Source organism: Corynebacterium sp. MSK008 (genome assembly GCF_030232585.1).
Lineage (GTDB): Bacteria > Actinomycetota > Actinomycetes > Mycobacteriales > Mycobacteriaceae > Corynebacterium.
The window spans coordinates 37251-55580 of the sequence record NZ_JASPJX010000008.1 but is presented as its reverse complement, the minus strand read 5'-3'; the positions used below and the strand labels follow the sequence as shown (position 1 = coordinate 55580).

The 18330-nt window shown below is 67.2% G+C and carries 11 protein-coding genes; 4 read left to right on the top strand and 7 right to left on the bottom strand.

The window, feature by feature from the left end; genetic code table 11:
- Positions 1-3 precede the first annotated feature (3 nt).
- From QP996_RS07905 to QP996_RS07895, 3 genes are read left to right on the top strand one after another with little or no spacing between them, the layout of a single operon-like run.
- Positions 4-1821, top strand: a complete 1818-nt coding sequence (locus QP996_RS07905; protein ID WP_284872100.1) for a FadD32-like long-chain-fatty-acid--AMP ligase — start codon at positions 4-6, stop codon at positions 1819-1821.
- A 35-nt stretch (positions 1822-1856) separates the two neighbouring features.
- Entirely contained in the window at positions 1857-6566 is a 4710-nt protein-coding gene (gene pks13, locus QP996_RS07900) for a polyketide synthase Pks13 (RefSeq protein WP_284872099.1), read from the top strand.
- Positions 6563-8104: an acyl-CoA carboxylase subunit beta gene (locus QP996_RS07895; RefSeq protein ID WP_284872097.1), complete on the top strand. Its 1542-nt coding sequence runs from the start codon at positions 6563-6565 to the stop codon at positions 8102-8104. Before pks13 ends, QP996_RS07895 begins: the two co-directional genes overlap by 4 nt.
- A 169-nt stretch (positions 8105-8273) precedes the next feature.
- Here QP996_RS07895 and QP996_RS07890 read toward each other — a convergent pair whose 3' ends face one another.
- From QP996_RS07890 to trmB, 7 genes are read right to left on the bottom strand one after another with little or no spacing between them, the layout of a single operon-like run.
- Entirely contained in the window at positions 8274-8624 is a 351-nt protein-coding gene (locus QP996_RS07890) for a DUF3054 domain-containing protein (RefSeq protein ID WP_284872096.1), read from the bottom strand.
- A gap of 10 nt (positions 8625-8634) precedes the next feature.
- Positions 8635-9921: an SAM-dependent methyltransferase gene (locus QP996_RS07885; protein WP_284872173.1), complete on the bottom strand. Its 1287-nt coding sequence runs from the start codon at positions 9919-9921 to the stop codon at positions 8635-8637.
- 16 nt (positions 9922-9937) lie between these two features.
- Positions 9938-11389: an FAD-binding oxidoreductase gene (locus tag QP996_RS07880; protein WP_284872094.1), complete on the bottom strand. Its 1452-nt coding sequence runs from the start codon at positions 11387-11389 to the stop codon at positions 9938-9940.
- Between the two features lie 58 nt (positions 11390-11447).
- Positions 11448-12443 carry a lysylphosphatidylglycerol synthase transmembrane domain-containing protein gene (locus tag QP996_RS07875; protein WP_284872092.1) on the bottom strand — a complete coding sequence of 332 codons (996 nt, stop codon included), beginning with the start codon at positions 12441-12443 and terminating at the stop codon, positions 11448-11450.
- Positions 12433-14757 carry an MMPL family transporter gene (locus tag QP996_RS07870; protein WP_284872091.1) on the bottom strand — a complete coding sequence of 775 codons (2325 nt, stop codon included), beginning with the start codon at positions 14755-14757 and terminating at the stop codon, positions 12433-12435. Before QP996_RS07870 ends, QP996_RS07875 begins: the two co-directional genes overlap by 11 nt.
- A gap of 10 nt (positions 14758-14767) precedes the next feature.
- Complete coding sequence (locus tag QP996_RS07865) at positions 14768-15445, bottom strand: NYN domain-containing protein (protein WP_502870165.1); 678 nt, start codon at positions 15443-15445, stop codon at positions 14768-14770.
- Positions 15442-16212 carry a tRNA (guanosine(46)-N7)-methyltransferase TrmB gene (trmB, locus tag QP996_RS07860; protein ID WP_284872089.1) on the bottom strand — a complete coding sequence of 257 codons (771 nt, stop codon included), beginning with the start codon at positions 16210-16212 and terminating at the stop codon, positions 15442-15444. Before trmB ends, QP996_RS07865 begins: the two co-directional genes overlap by 4 nt.
- 272 nt (positions 16213-16484) lie before the next feature.
- Between trmB and QP996_RS07855 the strand changes: the two genes are divergently transcribed.
- On the top strand, positions 16485-18311 hold the full coding sequence (locus QP996_RS07855) for a phosphoenolpyruvate carboxykinase (GTP) (protein WP_284872088.1): 1827 nt from the start codon (positions 16485-16487) through the stop codon (positions 18309-18311).
- Positions 18312-18330 lie beyond the last annotated feature (19 nt).

Here is an 18330-nt window from a genome sequence, read left to right as displayed (position 1 = left end):
GGTATGGATCTTCAGCAGCTCATCGCGCAATTTTTCGACGATAACGGCCAAATCGCGCTCCCAGAGCACTTCACCCTCCCGCGCCTGAGCGAGACGATCTACCAGGCCCACCTCGCCACCGGCGGCGGCGACGCGGTGAACATCCGAGACTGGGACTTCACCTCCAACCCCGACGGCGAGGCCCGCGAGTTCACCCGCACCCAGGTCAACACCCGCATCAAGGCCGTCGCCGCGCGTCTGGCACAGGTGGGCGAGCCGGGGGAGCGCGTGGCCATCATGGCCCCGAACTCCGCCGAGTATCTCTTCGCGTTCATGGGTGCGCTCTACGCCGGCCTCGTGCCGGTGCCGCTGTACGACCCGAACGAACCCGGCCATGAGGCCCACCTGCGCGCCGTGCTGAGCGACGCCAACGTGCGCCTCGTAGTGACCAACTCCGCCGGCGCCCCGGCCGTGCGCGCCTTCTTCGCCGACCGTCCGGCCGCGGAGCGCCCCCGCATCCTCGCCGCGGATTCCCTGCCCGACACGCTCGCCGATTCCTGGCAGCCCGTCGCCCCCGTTGAGGGCGAAAACACCGCGGACGCCATCTGCTTTTTGCAGTACACCTCCGGCTCCACCCGCAATCCGGCTGGCGTGATGATCACCAACGAAGCGCTGGTCACCAACGTACTCCAGATCAACGAGGCGCTGCGCTTCGAAGCCCCCATGCGCGTGCCCACCTGGCTGCCGCAGCACCACGACATGGGCGTCATCGTCGCCGTGGTCAGCCTCGTGCTGGGCCAGGTGCTGGAGATTATGAGCCCGCGCGACTTCCTGCAGAACCCGAAGCGCTGGGTGGACATGCTTTCGCGGCGCGACGACGACCCGGCCGACGTGCACATTTACTCCTGCATCCCCAACTTCGCGCTGGATCTGGCCGCCCGCTACGCGGCGCCGGAGACCCCGGACCAGTACGACTTCTCCGGCGTGCACTGCATCCTCATCGGCTCCGAGTCCGTGACCAAGCCGGGCGTGGAGGCCTTCGTCGGCGCGTTCGGCGAGTCCGGCCTGGACCTCACGGTGCTGCGCCCCTCCTACGGCCTGGCGGAGGCCACACTGCTGGTGTCCACGGACCGCACCGAGGAGCGCCCGAAGTTCATTGAATTCGACCGCGAAGCACTCGCCGACGGCAAGGCCGTGCCCGCCGAGGGCGGCGTGCCCATGGCGTCCGTCGGCCAGCCGGCGAAGTGGATGCACTTCGCCATCGTGGACACCGAGACCAAAAACGAGCTGCCCGAAGGCGAGATCGGCGAGATCTGGATCAACGGCAACAACGTCGCCGCCGGTTACCTGGACCACCCGGAGGAAACCGAGGCGACGTTCCGCAACACCATCGGCGCCACCCTCCAAGACGGTCTGCCGAAGGACAACTGGTGCGCCACCGGCGACTTGGGCACCGTGCTGGACAACCACCTCTACATCACCGGCCGCGTCAAAGACCTCGTCGTCGTGGCGGGCCGCAACCACTACCCGCAGGACATCGAAGCCACCGCGATGGAGGCCTCCGACCACGTGCGCAAGGACTCCGTCGCCGCCTTCGCCGTGCCGGGCGACGACGTGGAGCGCCTGATCATCCTCGCCGAGCGCGCCGACGGCGCCACCGAGGACGGCGACGCCGCCGCCGAGGACGCCATCCGCTCCGCCATCACCACCAACCACGGCATCTCGCCCGAGGTCGTGGAATTCCGCGCGCCGGGCGGGGTGGCCCGCTCCACCGCAGGCAAGATCGCCCGCCGCGTCAACGCGAAGCAGTTCACCGAACGTGAACACGCTGCAGCAGAGTAACGAAAAGCCCGGACGGGCCGATACTCTGAACTGTTATGAACGAGCATCAACTGATCCAGTGGCTCACCAGTTGGGTCGAGGGCGCCACCGGCGTCGACTCGGTGGACCCGACCACGCCGCTCGAAACCTACGGCCTCGCATCCCGCGATGCAGTGATCCTCTCCGGCGAGCTGGAAAAGCTGCTCGGCCGCCGGGTCGACCCCACCATCGCCTACCAGTACCCGACCATCACGGCGCTGGCACAGGCGCTCCTCGCGCAGAGGCAGGAAGCGCCGAAGGTTGAACGTCGAGAGGCAACGAGCTCCCACGACATCGCGATCGTGGGCTCCGCTGGGCGCTTCCCGGGCGCGAAAAACAACGACGAGTTCTGGCAGATGCTTATCGACGGCCGCTCCGCCACCGGCCCGCTTCCCCCGCTCCGCTGGGACGAGTACCTGGGCGACCCGGTGGTGCGCACAAAGATGGCGGAGGAGAACACCGACGGCGGGTACATGGACGGCATCGCGTCCTTCGACCACGAGTTCTTCGGCATCTCCCCGCTCGAGGCGCAGAATATGGACCCGCAGCAGCGCATCATGCTCGAGGTGGCGTGGGAAGCGCTCGAGGACGCCGGCCTGGCGCCCAGCGAGCTGCGCGGGGAGCCCGTGGGCGTGTTCGTCGGCTCGTCCAACAACGACTACGGCATGCTCATCGCCGCCGACCCGAACGAAGCGCACCCGTACGCGCTGACCGGCGCGTCCTCCGCCGTGATCCCGAACCGGATCTCGTACGCGTTCGACTTCCGGGGCCCCTCGATGAACGTGGACACCGCGTGCTCGTCGTCGCTGGTGTCGGTGCACCACGCGGTGCGCGCGCTTCGCGACGGCGAGGCCGACGTCGCCCTGGCCGGCGGCGTGAACATCCTGGCCAACCCGTTCGCTTCGCTTGCGTTTTCTGAGCTCGGCGTGATCTCGCCGACCGGACGCATCCACGCATTCTCCGACGACGCCGACGGCATCGTCCGCGCCGATGCCGCGGGCTTTGTGGTGCTCAAGCGCGTCGAGGACGCCGTGCGCGACGGCGACAACGTGTTGGCCGTGATCAAGGGCTCGGCGACGAACTCCGACGGCCACTCCAACGGCCTGACCGCCCCGAACCCGGAGGCGCAGGTGGACGTGCTGCGCCGCGCCTACGCCGACGCCGGTGTGGACCCGCGCCAGGTGGACCTGGTCGAGGCCCACGGCACCGGCACCATCCTGGGCGACCCGATCGAGGCCACCGCGCTGGGCGAGGTGCTCGGCCGGGGGCGCGAGGCTTCCGCGCCGCTGCTGCTGGGCTCGGCGAAGTCCAACATCGGCCACTCCGAATCCGCCGCCGGCGTGGTGGCGCTGATCAAGGTGCTGCAGGCGCTCAAACACGACACCATCCCGGAGTCCATCAACTTCGCCGGCCCGAACCACTACGTGGACTTCGACGCCGAGCGCATCGAGGTCGTCCAGGACCCGCGCGAGTGGCCGCGCTACTCCGGCCGCCGCGTGGCCGGCATCTCCGGCTTCGGCTTCGGCGGCACGAACGCGCACGTCGTGGTCGCAGACTTCGACCCGGCAGACTACGACGTCGAAACCGGGGACGCCGAGCCCGCGTTCGAGGGCGTTTCCGTGGCGGCGCTGCCGGTGTCGGGGCTGTTGCCGTCGCGACGCAAGGAAGCCGCCGGCGTGCTGGCGGACTACCTCGAGGGCCGCGCGGACGCCGACCTGATCCCGGTCGCGCGCTCGCTGGCCAAGCGCAACCACGGCCGCTCCGCTGCCGTCGTGCAGGCGACCGGCGTCGAGGAGGCCGTGCGCCGCCTGCGCCAGGTCGCCGACGGTAAGATCGGCCCCGGCATCGCCGCCGCCGACGCACCCACCCCGATGGGCCCGGTCTTCGTCTACTCCGGCTTCGGCTCCCAGCACCGCAAGATGGCCAAGGAGCTCATTGCGCGCTCGCCGCTGTTCGCGCGCCGCATGCGCGAGCTGGACGAGATGGTGCAGTTCCAAGCCGGCTGGTCCATGCTCGAGATCATCGAAAACGACGAGCTGACCTACGACACCGAAAACGGCCAGGTCACCATCACCGCCATCCAGATCGCCCAGACCGACCTGCTGGCCGCCGCCGGCATCACCCCGGCCGCCACGATGGGCATGTCCATGGGCGAAATCGCCGCGGCCTACGGCGCAGGCGGTCTCTCCGCCGAGGACTGCATCCTAGTCGCCACCGCGCGTGCCCGCCTCATGGGCGAGGGCGAGGCCATGATCGCCGGCACCGAGCAGGAAGGTGCGATGGCGGTGGTGGAGCTCTCGCGCGAGGAGTTGGCGGAGTTCGTCGAGAAGCATGAGCAGGCTCGTGGCGTGGAACCCGCCGTGTACGCGGGGCCCGGCATGACCACCGTCGGCGGGCCGGGCAAGGCCGTCGACTACGTCGTGGCTGCGCTCGAAGCCGAGGAGAAGTTCGCGCGTAAACTCAACGTGCGCGGCGCCGGCCACACCAGCGCACTCGACCCGATCATGGGCGACCTCGCCGGCGAAATCGCCGGTCTTAATGCGCTGCCGTTGCGCGTGCCGCTGTTTTCCTCCGTGGACCGCGGCGAGGTGTACCAGCCCGGCCAGACCGTCCACGACGATGAGTACTTCCTGCGCATGACCCGCCAGCCGGTGTACTTCCAGGACGCCACCGAGGCCGCGTTCGCGGCCGGGCACTCCACGCTCGTGGAGGTCACCCCGAACCCGGTGGCGCTGATGGGGATGATGAACACCGCGTTCGCCGCCGGCAAGCCGGATGCGCAGCTGCTCTACACCACCAAGCGCAAGTTGGACGAGCTCGAATCGCTGCTGGATCTGGCCGCGAAGCTGTACGTGAACGGCATGGGCGTGGACTTCGGCGCCTTCTACGGTGCGGGCGACGTGGTGCAGGCGCCGAAGACCGTGTTCAAGCAGGTGGACCACTGGACGCCGGCGCGCCCGTCGTCCTCGCGTGCGTCGCTGCTGGGCTCGCGCGTGCGCCTGCCGGGCGGCGAGGTGGCGTTTTCCACCGCCGCCGACCAGATCTTCAGCCCGCACCAGCTCATCGAGTCCGCCGCCGCCGAGGTCTCGCCCGACGCGCGCGTGGTCGCCACCGAGGAGCACAGTTACCTGCCCGCGGACGGCGAGGTGACCACCATCGTCGCCTCCTCGCTCGGCGGGGTGTCCATCAAGGTCTTCGACGGCGCGACACTTCTCGCGGAGGGCTTCGCCTCCACCATCGACCGCGCGCCGGTGCAGGGCGTCATGGAGCAACCGGCCGCTGGCGCAGCCGATAGAGAATTGGAGGACAACGCCCCAGAGGAAGACACCGAAGATGCCGTGCGCTGGGACCCCAACTCCGGCGAAACGGTGGCGGACCGCCTGCGCGACATCGTCTCCGAGTCCATGGGCTACGACGCCGCGGACCTGCCCGACGAGCTGCCGCTGATCGACCTCGGCCTCGACTCCCTGATGGGCATGCGCATCAAAAACCGCGTGGAAAACGACTTCCAGATCCCGCCGCTGCAGGTGCAGACGCTTCGCGACGCCTCCGTCGCCGACGTGATCCGCATCGTCGAAGACGCCGTGGCTGGCCGCACCGACGAGCCGCAACCGCTGGCGTACAACGATGAGGCGCGCGACCCGGCCGCGGCCGCCGAGAAGACCCAGGGCGTGGGCGTTGCCCCGCGCGACGCCTCCGAGCGCATGGTCTTCGGCGCCTGGGCCAAGTACGCGGGTGCGGCGGCGGCTGGTGTGACGTCGGAGTTGCCGTCGATTAGCAAGGAGCAGGCGAGCGAGATCGCCGCCCACCTCACCGAACGCTCCGGCATCGAGGTCACCGCGGACGACGTGCTGGGCGCTGAGACGCTCGAGCCGCTGGCGAACCTCGTGCGCGAGGGGCTGGAGACCCCGGTGGACGGCAACATCCGCGTCTTCCGCGATGGCACTGGGACGCCTGTGTTCGTGTTCCACCCGGCGGGCGGGTCGTCGTCGGTGTACGCGCCGCTTGCGCGGAGGCTTGGCGACGACGTGCCCGTCTACGGCGTGGAGAGGCTTGAGGGCTCCCTGGAGGAGCGCGCCGCGGAGTACGTCAAGGACATCGAGCGCATCGCCGACGGACGCAAGGTCGTGCTCGCCGGCTGGTCGTTCGGCGGCGCGCTGGCCTACGAGGTGGCGCACCAGCTGGGCAACGACAAGATCGAATACATCGCGCTGCTGGACACCACCCAGCCGTCCGAGCCGATCCCGGACACGCTCGAGGAGACGAAGGCGCGCTGGGGCCGCTACGCCGCCTTTGCCAAGGAGACCTACGGCCTCGAGTTCGACGTGCCGTACGAGCTGCTGGAAACCGCTGGCGAAGACGCGCTGTTGCACATGCTCACCGAGTTCTTGGCCACCACCGATGCCTCCGAACACGGCTTGGCCGCGGGCGTGCTGGAGCACCAGCGCGCGTCGTTCGTGGACAACCAGATCCTCAACCACCTGGACTTCACCCGCTGGCGCGATGTGCAGGTGCCGGTGCTGCTGTTCCGCGCCGAGCGCATGCACGACGGCGCGATCCAGCTGGAGCCGAACTACGCGCACATCGACGAGGACGGCGGCTGGGGCGCTATCGTGGACGATCTGACCATCGTCCACCTGCCCGGCGACCACCTCGCGGTGGTGGACGAGCCGGCGGTGGGGATCGTCGGCAAGCATATGAACGCATGGATTGAGGGGAAGCGATGACAACCGCCGAGAAGCTCCAAGACCTGCGCGAGCGCCTGGACAAGGCGCAGGACCCGGGCTCCGAACGCTCCCGGAAGCGCCGCGATGACGCCGGGCGCACCACCCCGCGCCAGCGCATCGACGCGCTGTTGGACGAGGGGTCCTTCGTCGAAATCGGCGCGCTGGCCCGCACCCCGGGCGACCCGGACGCGGTGTACTCCGACGGCGTGGTCACCGGCTACGGGCGGATCGACGGCCGCCCCGTCGCCGTGTACGCCCACGACAAAACCGTCTACGGCGGGTCTGTCGGCGTGACGTTCGGGCGCAAGGTCACCGAGGTCATGGAGTTCGCCATCAAGATCTCGTGCCCGGTGATCGGCATCCAGGACTCCGGCGGCGCCCGCATCCAGGACGCGGTGACGTCGCTGGCCATGTACTCCGAGATCGCGAAGCGCCAGCTGCCCCTGAGCGGGCGAGTGCCTCAGATCTCCATCATGCTGGGCAAATCCGCCGGCGGCGCCGTCTACGCGCCCGTGACCACGGACTTCGTGGTGGCGGTAGACGGCGAGTCCGAGATGTACGTCACCGGCCCGAACGTGATCCGCGAGGTCACCGGCGAGGACATCACCTCTGCCGAGCTCGGCGGCGCGCGCGTGCAGGAGCAAGCCGGCAACATCCAGGCGGTCGTAGCGACGGAGGAGGACGCCTTCGACTACGTCAAGGACTTGCTCGCGCACCTGCCGACGTCCACGTTCGATGCCGCGCCCGTCGTCGCCGCACAGCCGGACGAGGAGCTCGACGACTCCGCACTGGACACCTTCATGCCCGACGACACCAACGCCGGCTACGACATGATGGACCTGCTCGTGCAGCTTGGCGACGACGAGGACCTCGTCGAGGTCCAGTCCGGGTACGCCGAGAACCTCATCTGCGCATTCGGGCGTATCGACGGCCGCGCCGTCGGCTTCGTCGCCAACAACCCCATGTACGCCGCGGGCTGCATCGACGCGGACGCCGCCGACAAAGGCGCGCGCTTCATCCGCACCTGCGATGCCTACAACATCCCCATCGTCTACGTCGTGGACACCCCCGGCTACCTGCCGGGCGTGGAGCAGGAGCGCGAGGGCCTGATCCACCGCGGCGCGAAGTTCGCGTTTGCGGGCGTGGAGGCCACCGTGCCGAAGGTCACGCTCGTGGTGCGCAAGGCCTACGGCGGCGCGTACGCGGTCATGGGGTCAAAGAACCTCAACGGAGACATCAACCTGGCGTGGCCCACCGCGCAGATCGCGGTGATGGGTTCGGCGGCGGCCGTGGTGATGCTGCAGGGCAAGCAGCTCGCCGCCATCGAGGACCCGGCGCAGCGCGAGGCCATGAAGAAGATGTTCATGGACTTCTACGACCAGGAAATGACCTCGCCGTATGTCGCGGCGGAGCGCGGCTACATCGACCAGATGATTGAGCCTAACCAGACCCGCATCGCTTTACGACGAGCCCTGCGGCAGCTAGCCTCCAAGCAGGAATTCGACCTGCCTAAGAAGCACACCATTAGTCCCCTCTAGTAAGGTTTCACCCTATGCTTTCTTCCACTCTTGACATCGTCGGCGACCTGATCAGCATGCTGATCTGGTTCATCAATGGTATTCAGACCGGAAACCCGGCCTGGAACTTCGGCATCGGCTTCTAATCCGCGCCGAAGCCCCGCGCACCCGCCTTTCCGGCGGGTGCGTTTTAGTTTTTGCGCACGAGCTTGGCTATACCGCGCCAGCCGAGCATGAGCAGCGCACTCATGGTGGTGGCGACGACGATGAAAGACCAATGGGGGACGTCGCCGTTGCGGATGCCCCAGATCACGAGCCCGGTGACCACGGTGATGATCCAGATGACCCCGCCGTTATTCTTGCGCGTGATCAGCCAGCCCAGCGTCACACCCAGGGCGAACGGCCACAGGGTGGACAGCCAGCCGGAGAAGTTGAAGGGCATGTCGTCGGACTGGTGCGCCGCGCGCGCCAAGAGGGCGAAGGCAGCGATGGCGACATAGTCGGCGGCGATGGCGTAGGGCTTGGAGATGGTGTTGCTCATGCCAGCCACTCTAGAACACCGAGTCGTTCCACCACCGGCGCTCAGGTGTGCCGGCGCGGGAGCCGTCGCTAGCAAGCTTGATGCCCACGACCTGGTGCAGCTCCACGACGTCGTGCTCGAAACCCCATTCGGAGCCCGCCATGTACATGCCCCACAGCTTGGCGGTGTTCTCGCCGACGAGCGCGACTGCCTCGTCCCAATTGGCCTTGAGGTTCTCACACCAGTCGTGCAGCGTGCGCATGTAGTCGAAGCGGATGTTCTCCTCGTGGAAGACTTCGAAGCCGTGGTCCTGCATCTCGTAGATGATCGTGCCGGAGCCGGTGAGCTCGCCGTCCGGGAAGATGTAGCGGTTGATGAAGTCGCCCTGCGGCGTCTTGTGGTTGTCCGGGTAGGTGATGCAGTGGTTGACCATCACGCCACCCGGGCGCAGCTTGTCGGCGAGAAATTCAAAGTACGAGGCGAAATTCTTCACCCCGATGTGTTCCAGCAGACCGATCGAGGAGATGCCGTCGAAGCCGGTCTCGGTGACGTCGCGGTAGTCCAGGAAGCGCACCTCCGCGAGGTCCTCGAGGCCCTCCTCTATGATCTTCGCCTGCGCCCACTCGGCCTGCTCCTTCGAGAGGGTGACGCCGAGGGACTTCACGCCCTGGCGGGCTGCGTAACGCACCATGGAGCCCCAGCCGCAGCCGACGTCGAGGTGCTTGTCACCAGGCTTAAGGTTCATCTTCTCAAAGACGAGGCGGAACTTGTTTTCCTGCGCCTCGTCGAGCGTGGCGTCCGGGGTGGGGTAGTAAGCGCAGGTGTAGGCCATGGAGTCGCCGAGAAACAGTTCGTAGAAGTCGTTGCCCACGTCGTAGTGGGTCGAAATAACCTGGGCGTCGCGTTCCTTCGAGTGCGGGGCGAGGCCCTGGCGGATGGTGCGCTCGAGCCAGGACGCTTGCTCCGCCTCCGGAATTGGCTGGATCTGCAGTGCGCCCATGGAGCGCAGGGAGCGTGCGATGCGGACGAGCTCGCGCGGGTTCGGGCGCTTGTAGTTGTTGTAGAGGGTGCGCATGTCATCGAAGACGTCGTACGGGTGCGCGAGGTGCGCGCCTTCAACCGTCAGGCCATCGGTGACCCAGGCGCGGGCGAGGCCGACGTCGCCGGGGTGGGTGACTATGTAGGACAGACCCCCGGGGCTGTTCACCTTCACTGTGTGCTTGGCGTCCGCCGGTCCCGTTGATGAGCCGTCGAAAGCTTCCCACTTGAACGGGGTGCCAGAAGGGAAGAGGGTGTCGACGATATCCGCCACGGTCATCTGCATTGTCATTCTCCTACGCGTTTTCCACTGTCTTTTCGTAGAGGCCCGGGAAGCGCCGGTCCGGGTCGTACTGGGCTTTCATCCGCTCCGGCAGGTCCCCGCCGTAGAGGCGCTCGAACTCGGCGCGGTCGTAGAACGCCTCGGAGTACAGCGACTTGTGCCCGCCGAGGTCTGAGACCTTCCGCTCGATGACCTTGTTGAAGGCCCCCGGCTCCACCTCCGGGACGCCGGACCAGAAGCCGACGTTCACCCACGTCGTCGCCGGCTCGAGGGGGTAGAGCGGCCACGGCGCCTCATCGTCGAGGCCGACGCCAGCGAGCGTATCGACGCCGTCCCGCAGCCGGATCGGACACAGCCAAACCGGCTGGATATCGCTGGCGTTGAAGAACCAGTCGAGGAACTCGGCGATCTGTGTGTCACGCACCTCGATGTCTTGCACGACGCGCTCGGTGCGCGGCAGGCCCTTCGGCTTCTTCAGGAACCGATACTCAAGGTCGTACTTCTTGTCCAGGCCCACGAGCTTCCAATAGAACGCGCTGCGACGCAGCTCGCGCGGCCAGAACTTGCGCACCTTGGGGTTCTGGGTGCCGAAGGCGCGGGAGCACCAGAACCAGTCGGTGTCCCAGCGCCAGATGTAATCGCGGATAGTGAGGAAGTCGTGGTGCACGCCCGACGGGTGCTGCAGCGAGCGGTAGTACACGGCGTCGCGCGTGTAGTCGGACGTTCCCGGCGCTTGGCCCACCTGGAAGGCGCAGACTAGGTACTGCTCGGTGGGGGAGAACGCGACGGCGTCGAGGCCGTGCAGGGCGCGCCCGGCCCATTCGCCGGCGGCGGCAGCGTCGGCGAGGGCGTCCTGGAAGGCCGTGAGGTCGTTGTAGCGAATGTGCTGGAGCTCGACAAACGGCTCGACCTCCTCGAGCTCGATGGTGAGGCGCACCGCGTAGCCGAGTGAGCCGTAGGAATTCGGGAACGAGCGGAAGAGCGCGACGTTTTCGTCGCGCGAACAGGTGACGATGTCGCCGGTGCCCACGAGCACGTCCATCTCGAGCACGGACTCGTGCGGCAGACCGTTGCGGAAGGAGGTGGACTCGACGCCCATGCCGGAAACTGCGCCGCCGAGAGTAATAGTTTTTAGCTGCGGCACCACCAATGGCGCGAGGCCGTACGGCAGGGTGGCGTCGACGAGGTCCTCATAGGTGCACATACCCTGCACGTCAGCTGTTTTCGTCACAGGGTCGACGGCGATGACGCCGCGCAGGCCCTCTACATCGAGTCCGGCGCCGCCGGCGCTACGGGAGCGGAAGAGGTTCGACGTCTTCTTCGCCAAGCGCACCCGCTGGACGTCCGGTACCCGCTGGAAGCTTTCGAGGAGCGCGGCGACCCCCTCCTCGTGCGCGTGCCAGCCGACCGGCAAGACGCGTTCGAAATCCACGCTGCGACCGTAAAGCATGCTGGAAACGCTCATGTAGGGCCACCTTAGACCCATTTTGCCCACGGCGCGCAAGTGAAAACGTCACGCCAGCTCAAACAGCGTCGCCGGCGGACGGTCGCCCGACCATGAAGCCACGACCCGCGTACACCGCGGCGTAGACCACCCACCCGATAGCCGTGATGAGCAGGAACGACACCGCCCGGTACACCACCGTCGCGGCGGTCGCGTGGGCCAGCGGCAACCCGGCGGCGACCAGCATGCCCACTGCCACGGGCTCCACCGTGCCGAGCCCGCCGGGCGTGACCTGGGCCGAGCCGGCCAGCTTGGTCATGATGAACGCCAGGCACACCCCGGCAAGTGGCGCGCCCCGGCCGGCCACGGCCCACACGGCGAAGACCATCGTGGCCAGGTCCAAAAGCCGGTTCGCGAGCGAGAGCCCCGCCGCTGCGAAAAACGCCGGTGCGGAAATGCGGATCGCGGAGACCTGGTCGATCACGTCCACGACCCGCCCGCGCACCTTCTCCGGCAGAAACCGCACCCAGCGCTTCAGCACTGCAGGGTGGAGGGTCGCCCAGAACACCGTGCCGATCGTCGCCAGCGCCACTGCCAGCGACGCCACCAGCGACCACACGGACAGCTCCGCGCCCAAAAGCGCCACGGCGACGACGCCGATGAGCACCATCCACACCGTCGACAGCGCGCCTGAGACCACGAAGAACCAGCTGCACAGCCCCACCGACGCGCCCCAGGACCGGTGCACCCTAAACGTCAGCCACGCCGACAGAGCGGGCCCGCCCGGCACCGTGGTGGACCAGGCGTTGGAGGCGAACACGATCGCGTTGGTGCGCGCCACCCCCGTAATCCGCCCTTCCACGTTGAGCAGGATCTGCATCACCCCGGACATCGCCGCCAGCGACAGCACCGCCGTGGCCACCGTGAGCAGCAGCGGGCCTGTCGACGCCGCGCCGACGGCCCTCCACGCCTCCCCGAAAAACGGCAGCTGGTCGCGCAGCACCACCAGCACGACCGCCAAGATGGCCACGGGCGCGAGCCAGCGCAGCCACTGGCGCCACGTGTTAGCGCTCAAGTTCCTTCTTCTTCAGCTGTTCCAGAGCCTGGCGTGCGCGGCGTTCCTCCAGGTCGCGCATGAGCTGGGTAAACGGTACCAGAGAGGCGTCCTCGGACACCGACACTCCCGCGCGGCCGGGTTGAGTGTCGGGCACCATTTCGGTGATGGGGGTTTCGGTGCGCGGTGGCGTCGATAGGCTTGAGCCCTCGCCGAACGCACCGGCCAAACGCTTCACCCAGCGCGGCGCCCACCAGCTGTCCTCGCGCAGCATGTGCATCACCGCGGGCACGAACAGCAGGCGGATCAGGGTGGCGTCGAGGGCAAGCGAGAAGATCATGCCATAGGCGATGTACTTCATCATCACAATCTCGCTGAGCGCGAAGGCGGCGGCGACCACGATCATGATGAGCGCCGCGGCGGTGATGATGCCGCCGGTGTGCGCGGTGCCGCGCTTGATCGCCTCGTCGGTGCTCAGCCCGTTCTGTCGGGCCTCCACCATGCGCGAGACCAGGAAGACCTCGTAGTCCGTGGACAGGCCGTAGAGGATGGAGATGATCAGCACCAGGATCGGGCTCATCAGCGGGCCCGGGGTGAAGTTCAGCGCGCCCGCGCCGAGGCCGTCGACGAAGACGGCGGTGAGGAAGCCGAGCGTGGCGCCGATGCCGAGCACGTTCATGATCACGGCTTTCGCCGGCAGGATCACGGAGCCGAACACCAGCGCCATCAGCAGGAACGTGGCGATGACCATGTACAGCGCCATCCACGGCAGGCGTTTCAGCAGCGCCTCGATGGACTCGGTTTCCATCGCCGGGGTGCCGGCGACGTAGGTCTCCACGCCTTCGGGCGCGTTGATGTTTCGCAATTGCTTCACGACGTCCGCGCCCCCGGCCCGATCCTCCAGCGGGGCAGAAAGCACCGTGGTGCCGTCCTGCGTTGCGTGCGCGGGTTTGAGCGGCGCGGCCAGGCCCTCGACCTGGCGGGTCTGCATCACGATGTCCACGAGCTGCTGGTTGTCCGCGCCGGTGACCACGAGCTTGACCGGGTCGGTGCGGAAGGCGGGGAACTCCTCGTTGAACTCGTCCTGGGCCTGGCGGGTGGCCTGGCTCGGCGGCAGGTAGGTCTCGTTGATGCCGCCGAAGGTGATGCCCACGATCGGCACGGTGAGCAGGAGCAGCAGCGCCGCACAGCCGACCACGACGGCCTTGGCGTGACGCATCGCCCACGCCGGAATCTTGTACCAGACGGTGTCTTCGAGGCGGCGTGCACGTCGAGAAGCTTTACGCACCGACCACATGTCGATCTTGGGGCCAAGCATGCCGAACAGCGCCGGCAGCACCGCCACAGAGATCACGGCGGCGAGCAGCACCGCGCTCATCGCGCCGTAGGCCACAGATTTGAGGAAGGCCTGCGGGAACATAAGTAGCCCGGACAGCGCCACGCCGACCATGAGTGCGGAGAAGAACACGGTCTTGCCGGCGGTGTTGGTGGTCACCGCCACCGCCTCTTCCACCTCGGCGCCGCGGTCCAGCTCCTCGCGGAAGCGCGAGACCATGAACAGGCCGTAGTCGATGGCCAGGCCCAGACCAAGCAGTGTGATGATGGACTGGGAGAAGATGTTCACCTGCTGGTACTGCGCGAGCACCGCAAGCAGCGACAGCGAGCCGATGATGGACAAAATGCCCACGATCAGCGGCATCGCCGCCGCGACCACGCCGCCGAAAACGAACAACAGGATGACGGCCACGAACACCAGGCCGATCTTCTCGGCGCGTGCGATGTCGGCGGCCATGCCCTCGTCCAGCGCGTCGGCCACGGCGGTCGCGCCGGCGATCTGCACGGTCCCGTACGGCGACTCCATGGCCTCGAGCGCGGGCTTGATGGTGCGGAAATCCTTCAGCGTCTGCTCGCCGTCGCCCTTGAGCCCGATCACCGCGAACGCCTTCGTGTGCTCCGCGTTTACCAGCTGCGGGTTCGGGCGCTCGAAGTAGCTGGTGATGTGGTCGATCTCGTTGGGGAACTGATCCCGCAGACTGTTGATCTGGGTGTTCATCGTGTCCACGAGCAGTGGATCGTCGATGCTGACCGGAGTTGCCGCGTCGTCGGGAGCGCTCACCAGCACAATCACATCGCCCGAGTTGTCGCGGCCGAACGTCTCCTGCTCGATCGCGGCAGCGGTGGTCGAGTCCGCGCCCGGGTCCTCCCAGCCCTCCTGGGAGAGGCGCTCGCCCAGCTTCGAGCCAAACAGCACCTGCATGGCCAGGATGAGCACGATGACCACCAGCGGAATGATCCGGCGGTGACGGAACGCGAAACGGCCCCAGTTGTAAAACATCTCCGGCCTCCTAGTCGCGGGTGTTGTGCAGCAGCGAGCGCAGCGGGCGGAACGGCTGCAGCCACGCGCCGCCGTCCGGCAGCCGGTCCAGGTTCACGCGCGGCAGCGGGTTCTGGAACACGCCCGGGATGTCCTCCAAGTCCACGAAGTCCACGTCGGGGGAGTTCACCGCCCAGGAGGCGTGCTCGTGGAAGCCGAGAACGGTGACGGGGATGCCGGCGTCGATGAGCTCGAGCAGCGGCTCCTGGAAATTCTGCCCGTCTGCCGAGGCGACCACGACGCCCTGGAGCACGCCCTCCTCGCGGCGGCGCTCAATGTGGGCCAGCATGTCCTGGTCCACATCCGAATCCTCGTCGCTCTTCGGCTTGGCAAACACGGCGAAACCGACGTTGCGCAGCGCCTCTACCCACGGACGGATGGAGTCAGCGCCGCCGGCAGAGACGTTGGTGAACACCGTCGCCTCCGGCTCAATGTCGCGGCCGAGATCATCGGCGCGGGCCTCGGCTTCGCTGATAAGCCAGCGCCCGATCGCGTCGAAGCGGGGGCGGTGCGCCGCAGTTGGGCGCCCGCCCAGGATCGCGCCGAGGCCCATGTCCAGGTTCGGCGCGTCCCACACCAGCAGCAGGCTCTCCGGGCCGGCGGGCGCGCCTGGGGTGTACGGGTGCGACAGCGCTTGCAGATCCATCACTTCTTCTCCCACAGGTACTCGCGGATCACGTGATCCTTGTCCAGGCCTTTGCCTTCGAATTTAGTGATCACCTGCCGGTCCGTGAGCAGCGGCGCATCCTCCCACGGCCACCCCTTGTACTCGAGGGTGGGTTCGACGTTCACCAGCTCGTCGATCCACTCGGCGTAATCCGCGTGGTCTGTGGCTACGTGCAGCACGCCGCCCGGCTTCAAGCGGGTGGCAATCAAGTTCAGGGTGCCGGACTGAATAATGCGGCGCTTGTGGTGGCGCGCCTTCGGCCACGGATCCGGGAAGAAGATGCGCACGCCGTCGAGGGATTCCTCGCCGAACATGCGGGCAAGGACCTCCACGCCGTCGCCGCGCACCATGCGGATGTTGTCGATGCCGCCGCGCACCACCGAGCCGAGCAGTTTGGCCAGGCCCGGCTTGTACAGCTCCACGGCGATGACATTCGTGTCCGCCTCCAGCGGCGCCATCGCGGCGGTGGAGGTGCCGGTGCCGGAGCCGATCTCGACGATGGTGGGGTGGCCGGAGCGGCCGAACCACTCGTCGACGTCGATGGGATCGTCCGAGCCCTCCGCCAGTACGCGGCCCAGGCGCGGCCAATGCTCGTCGAACAGGGCCTCCTGATTCTCGGTGAGGGTGCCGCGACGGAAGGTCACCGACCCCAGGCGCGGGTAGTCCAGGCCGGTGTCGAACTCGGTTTGCAGCGGGCGGCCCGCCGGCAATTCGCCCGTTCCGGGGCGGAAATTTTCAGTATTATTCATCACGTTTATTGTCCACATGAACTGGGCAAACGCAAGCTCCACGGGCACCCCCGGAGGCGTCGTAAAGTAAAGGCTCAAGAACGGGCCGCGGGGGTAGAGGGTCACCCCCGTTTCCGGCAAAGGACGTGCTCGGAACAGCTGGTTATATCCAGTCGGCGTGAAAAGGTCAGAACTTTTGGCCAGATGAACGCCCGTTTCGATACTCTTGGGGCGCAACAACGATGAATTTCGCACGCGCACTGGCCATAACCAGTTACACAAGGAGTACGTAAATGACCGCCGAAATCAAGCGCCTGGAGGGGACCAACCCCACCGCCAACGACAAGCTTATTGCTTGGATCAACGAGGCGGTCGAACTTTTCCAACCCGACAAGGTCGTCTTCGCCGACGGCTCCCAGGAAGAGTGGGACCGCCTCACCGCCGAACTCGTCGACGCAGGCACCCTGATCAAGCTCAACGAGGAAAAGCGCCCCAACTCCTTCCTCGCCCGCTCCAACCCGTCCGACGTCGCACGCGTGGAGTCCCGCACCTTCATCTCCACCGAGAACGAAGAAGACGCAGGCCCGACCAACAACTGGATGAAGCCGACAGCACTCAAGGAAGAGATGCTGGAGCACTTCACCGGCGCCATGCGCGGCCGCACCATGTACGTCGTGCCGTTCTGCATGGGCCCCATCTCCGACCCGGACCCGAAGCTCGGCGTCCAGCTGACAGACTCGGCCTACGTCGTGCTCTCCATGCGCATCATGACCCGCATGGGCGCCCAGGCGCTGGAAAAGATCGAGGGCGACAACTTCGTGCACTGCCTTCACTCCGTCGGCGCCCCGCTCGAGCCGGGCCAGGAAGACGTGGCGTGGCCGTGCAACGACACCAAGTACATCTCCCAGTTCCCCGAGACCAAGGAGATCTGGTCCTACGGCTCCGGCTACGGCGGCAACGCCATCCTGGCCAAGAAGTGCTACGCACTGCGCATCGCATCCGTGATGGCGAAAGAGGAGGGCTGGATGGCCGAGCACATGCTCATCCTCAAGCTCACCTCCCCGGAGGGCAAGGCCTACCACGTCGCCGCCGCCTTCCCGTCGGCCTGCGGCAAGACCAACCTGGCCATGATCACTCCGACGCTGGACGGCTGGAAGGCCGAGGTTGTCGGCGATGACATCGCCTGGATGCACCTGCGTGAGGACGGCCTGTACGCCGTCAACCCGGAAAACGGCTTCTTCGGCGTCGCCCCCGGCACCAACTACGCCTCGAACCCGATCGCCATGAAGAGCATGGAGCCGGGCAACATCCTGTTCACCAACGTCGCACTTACCGACGACGGCGACGTCTGGTGGGAAGGCATGGACGGCGAGGCACCGGCCCACCTCATCGACTGGCGCGGCGAGGACTGGACGCCTGAGTCCTCCTCCAAGGCCGCCCACCCGAACTCCCGCTACTGCGTGGCCATCGAGCAGTGCCCGGCCGCCGCACCGGAGTTCAACGACTGGCAGGGTGTCAAGATCGACGCCATCCTCTTCGGCGGCCGCCGCCCGGACACCGTGCCGCTGGTGACCCAGGCCCACAGCTGGGAGCACGGCACCATGATCGGTGCGATGCTCTCCTCCGGCCAGACCGCCGCCTCCGCGGAAGCCAAGGTCGGCTCCCTGCGCCACGACCCGATGGCCATGCTGCCGTTCATGGGCTACAACGTGGGCGACTACTTCCAGCACTGGCTGGACATGGGCGAAAAGGGCGGCGACCGCATGCCGGAGATCTTCCTGGTCAACTGGTTCCGCCGCGGCGACGACGACCGCTTCCTGTGGCCGGGCTTCGGCGACAACTCCCGCGTGCTCAAGTGGGTCATCGACCGCATCGAGGGCAACGTCGACGCCGAAGAGACCGTGGTCGGCTACACCGCCCGCGCCGAGGACCTGGACCTGACCGGCCTGGATACCCCGATCGAGGACGTGCGCGAGGCGCTCACCGCCGACCCGGAGCTGTGGAAGGAAGACGTCGCTGACTCCCGCCGCTACCTCGAGGGCCTCGGCTCCCGCGTGCCGCAGGAGATCTTCGACCAGCTGAAGAAGCTGGACGAGCGCGTCCAGGCTGCAGCGAAGTAATCGCTTGTGTAGCACGGCA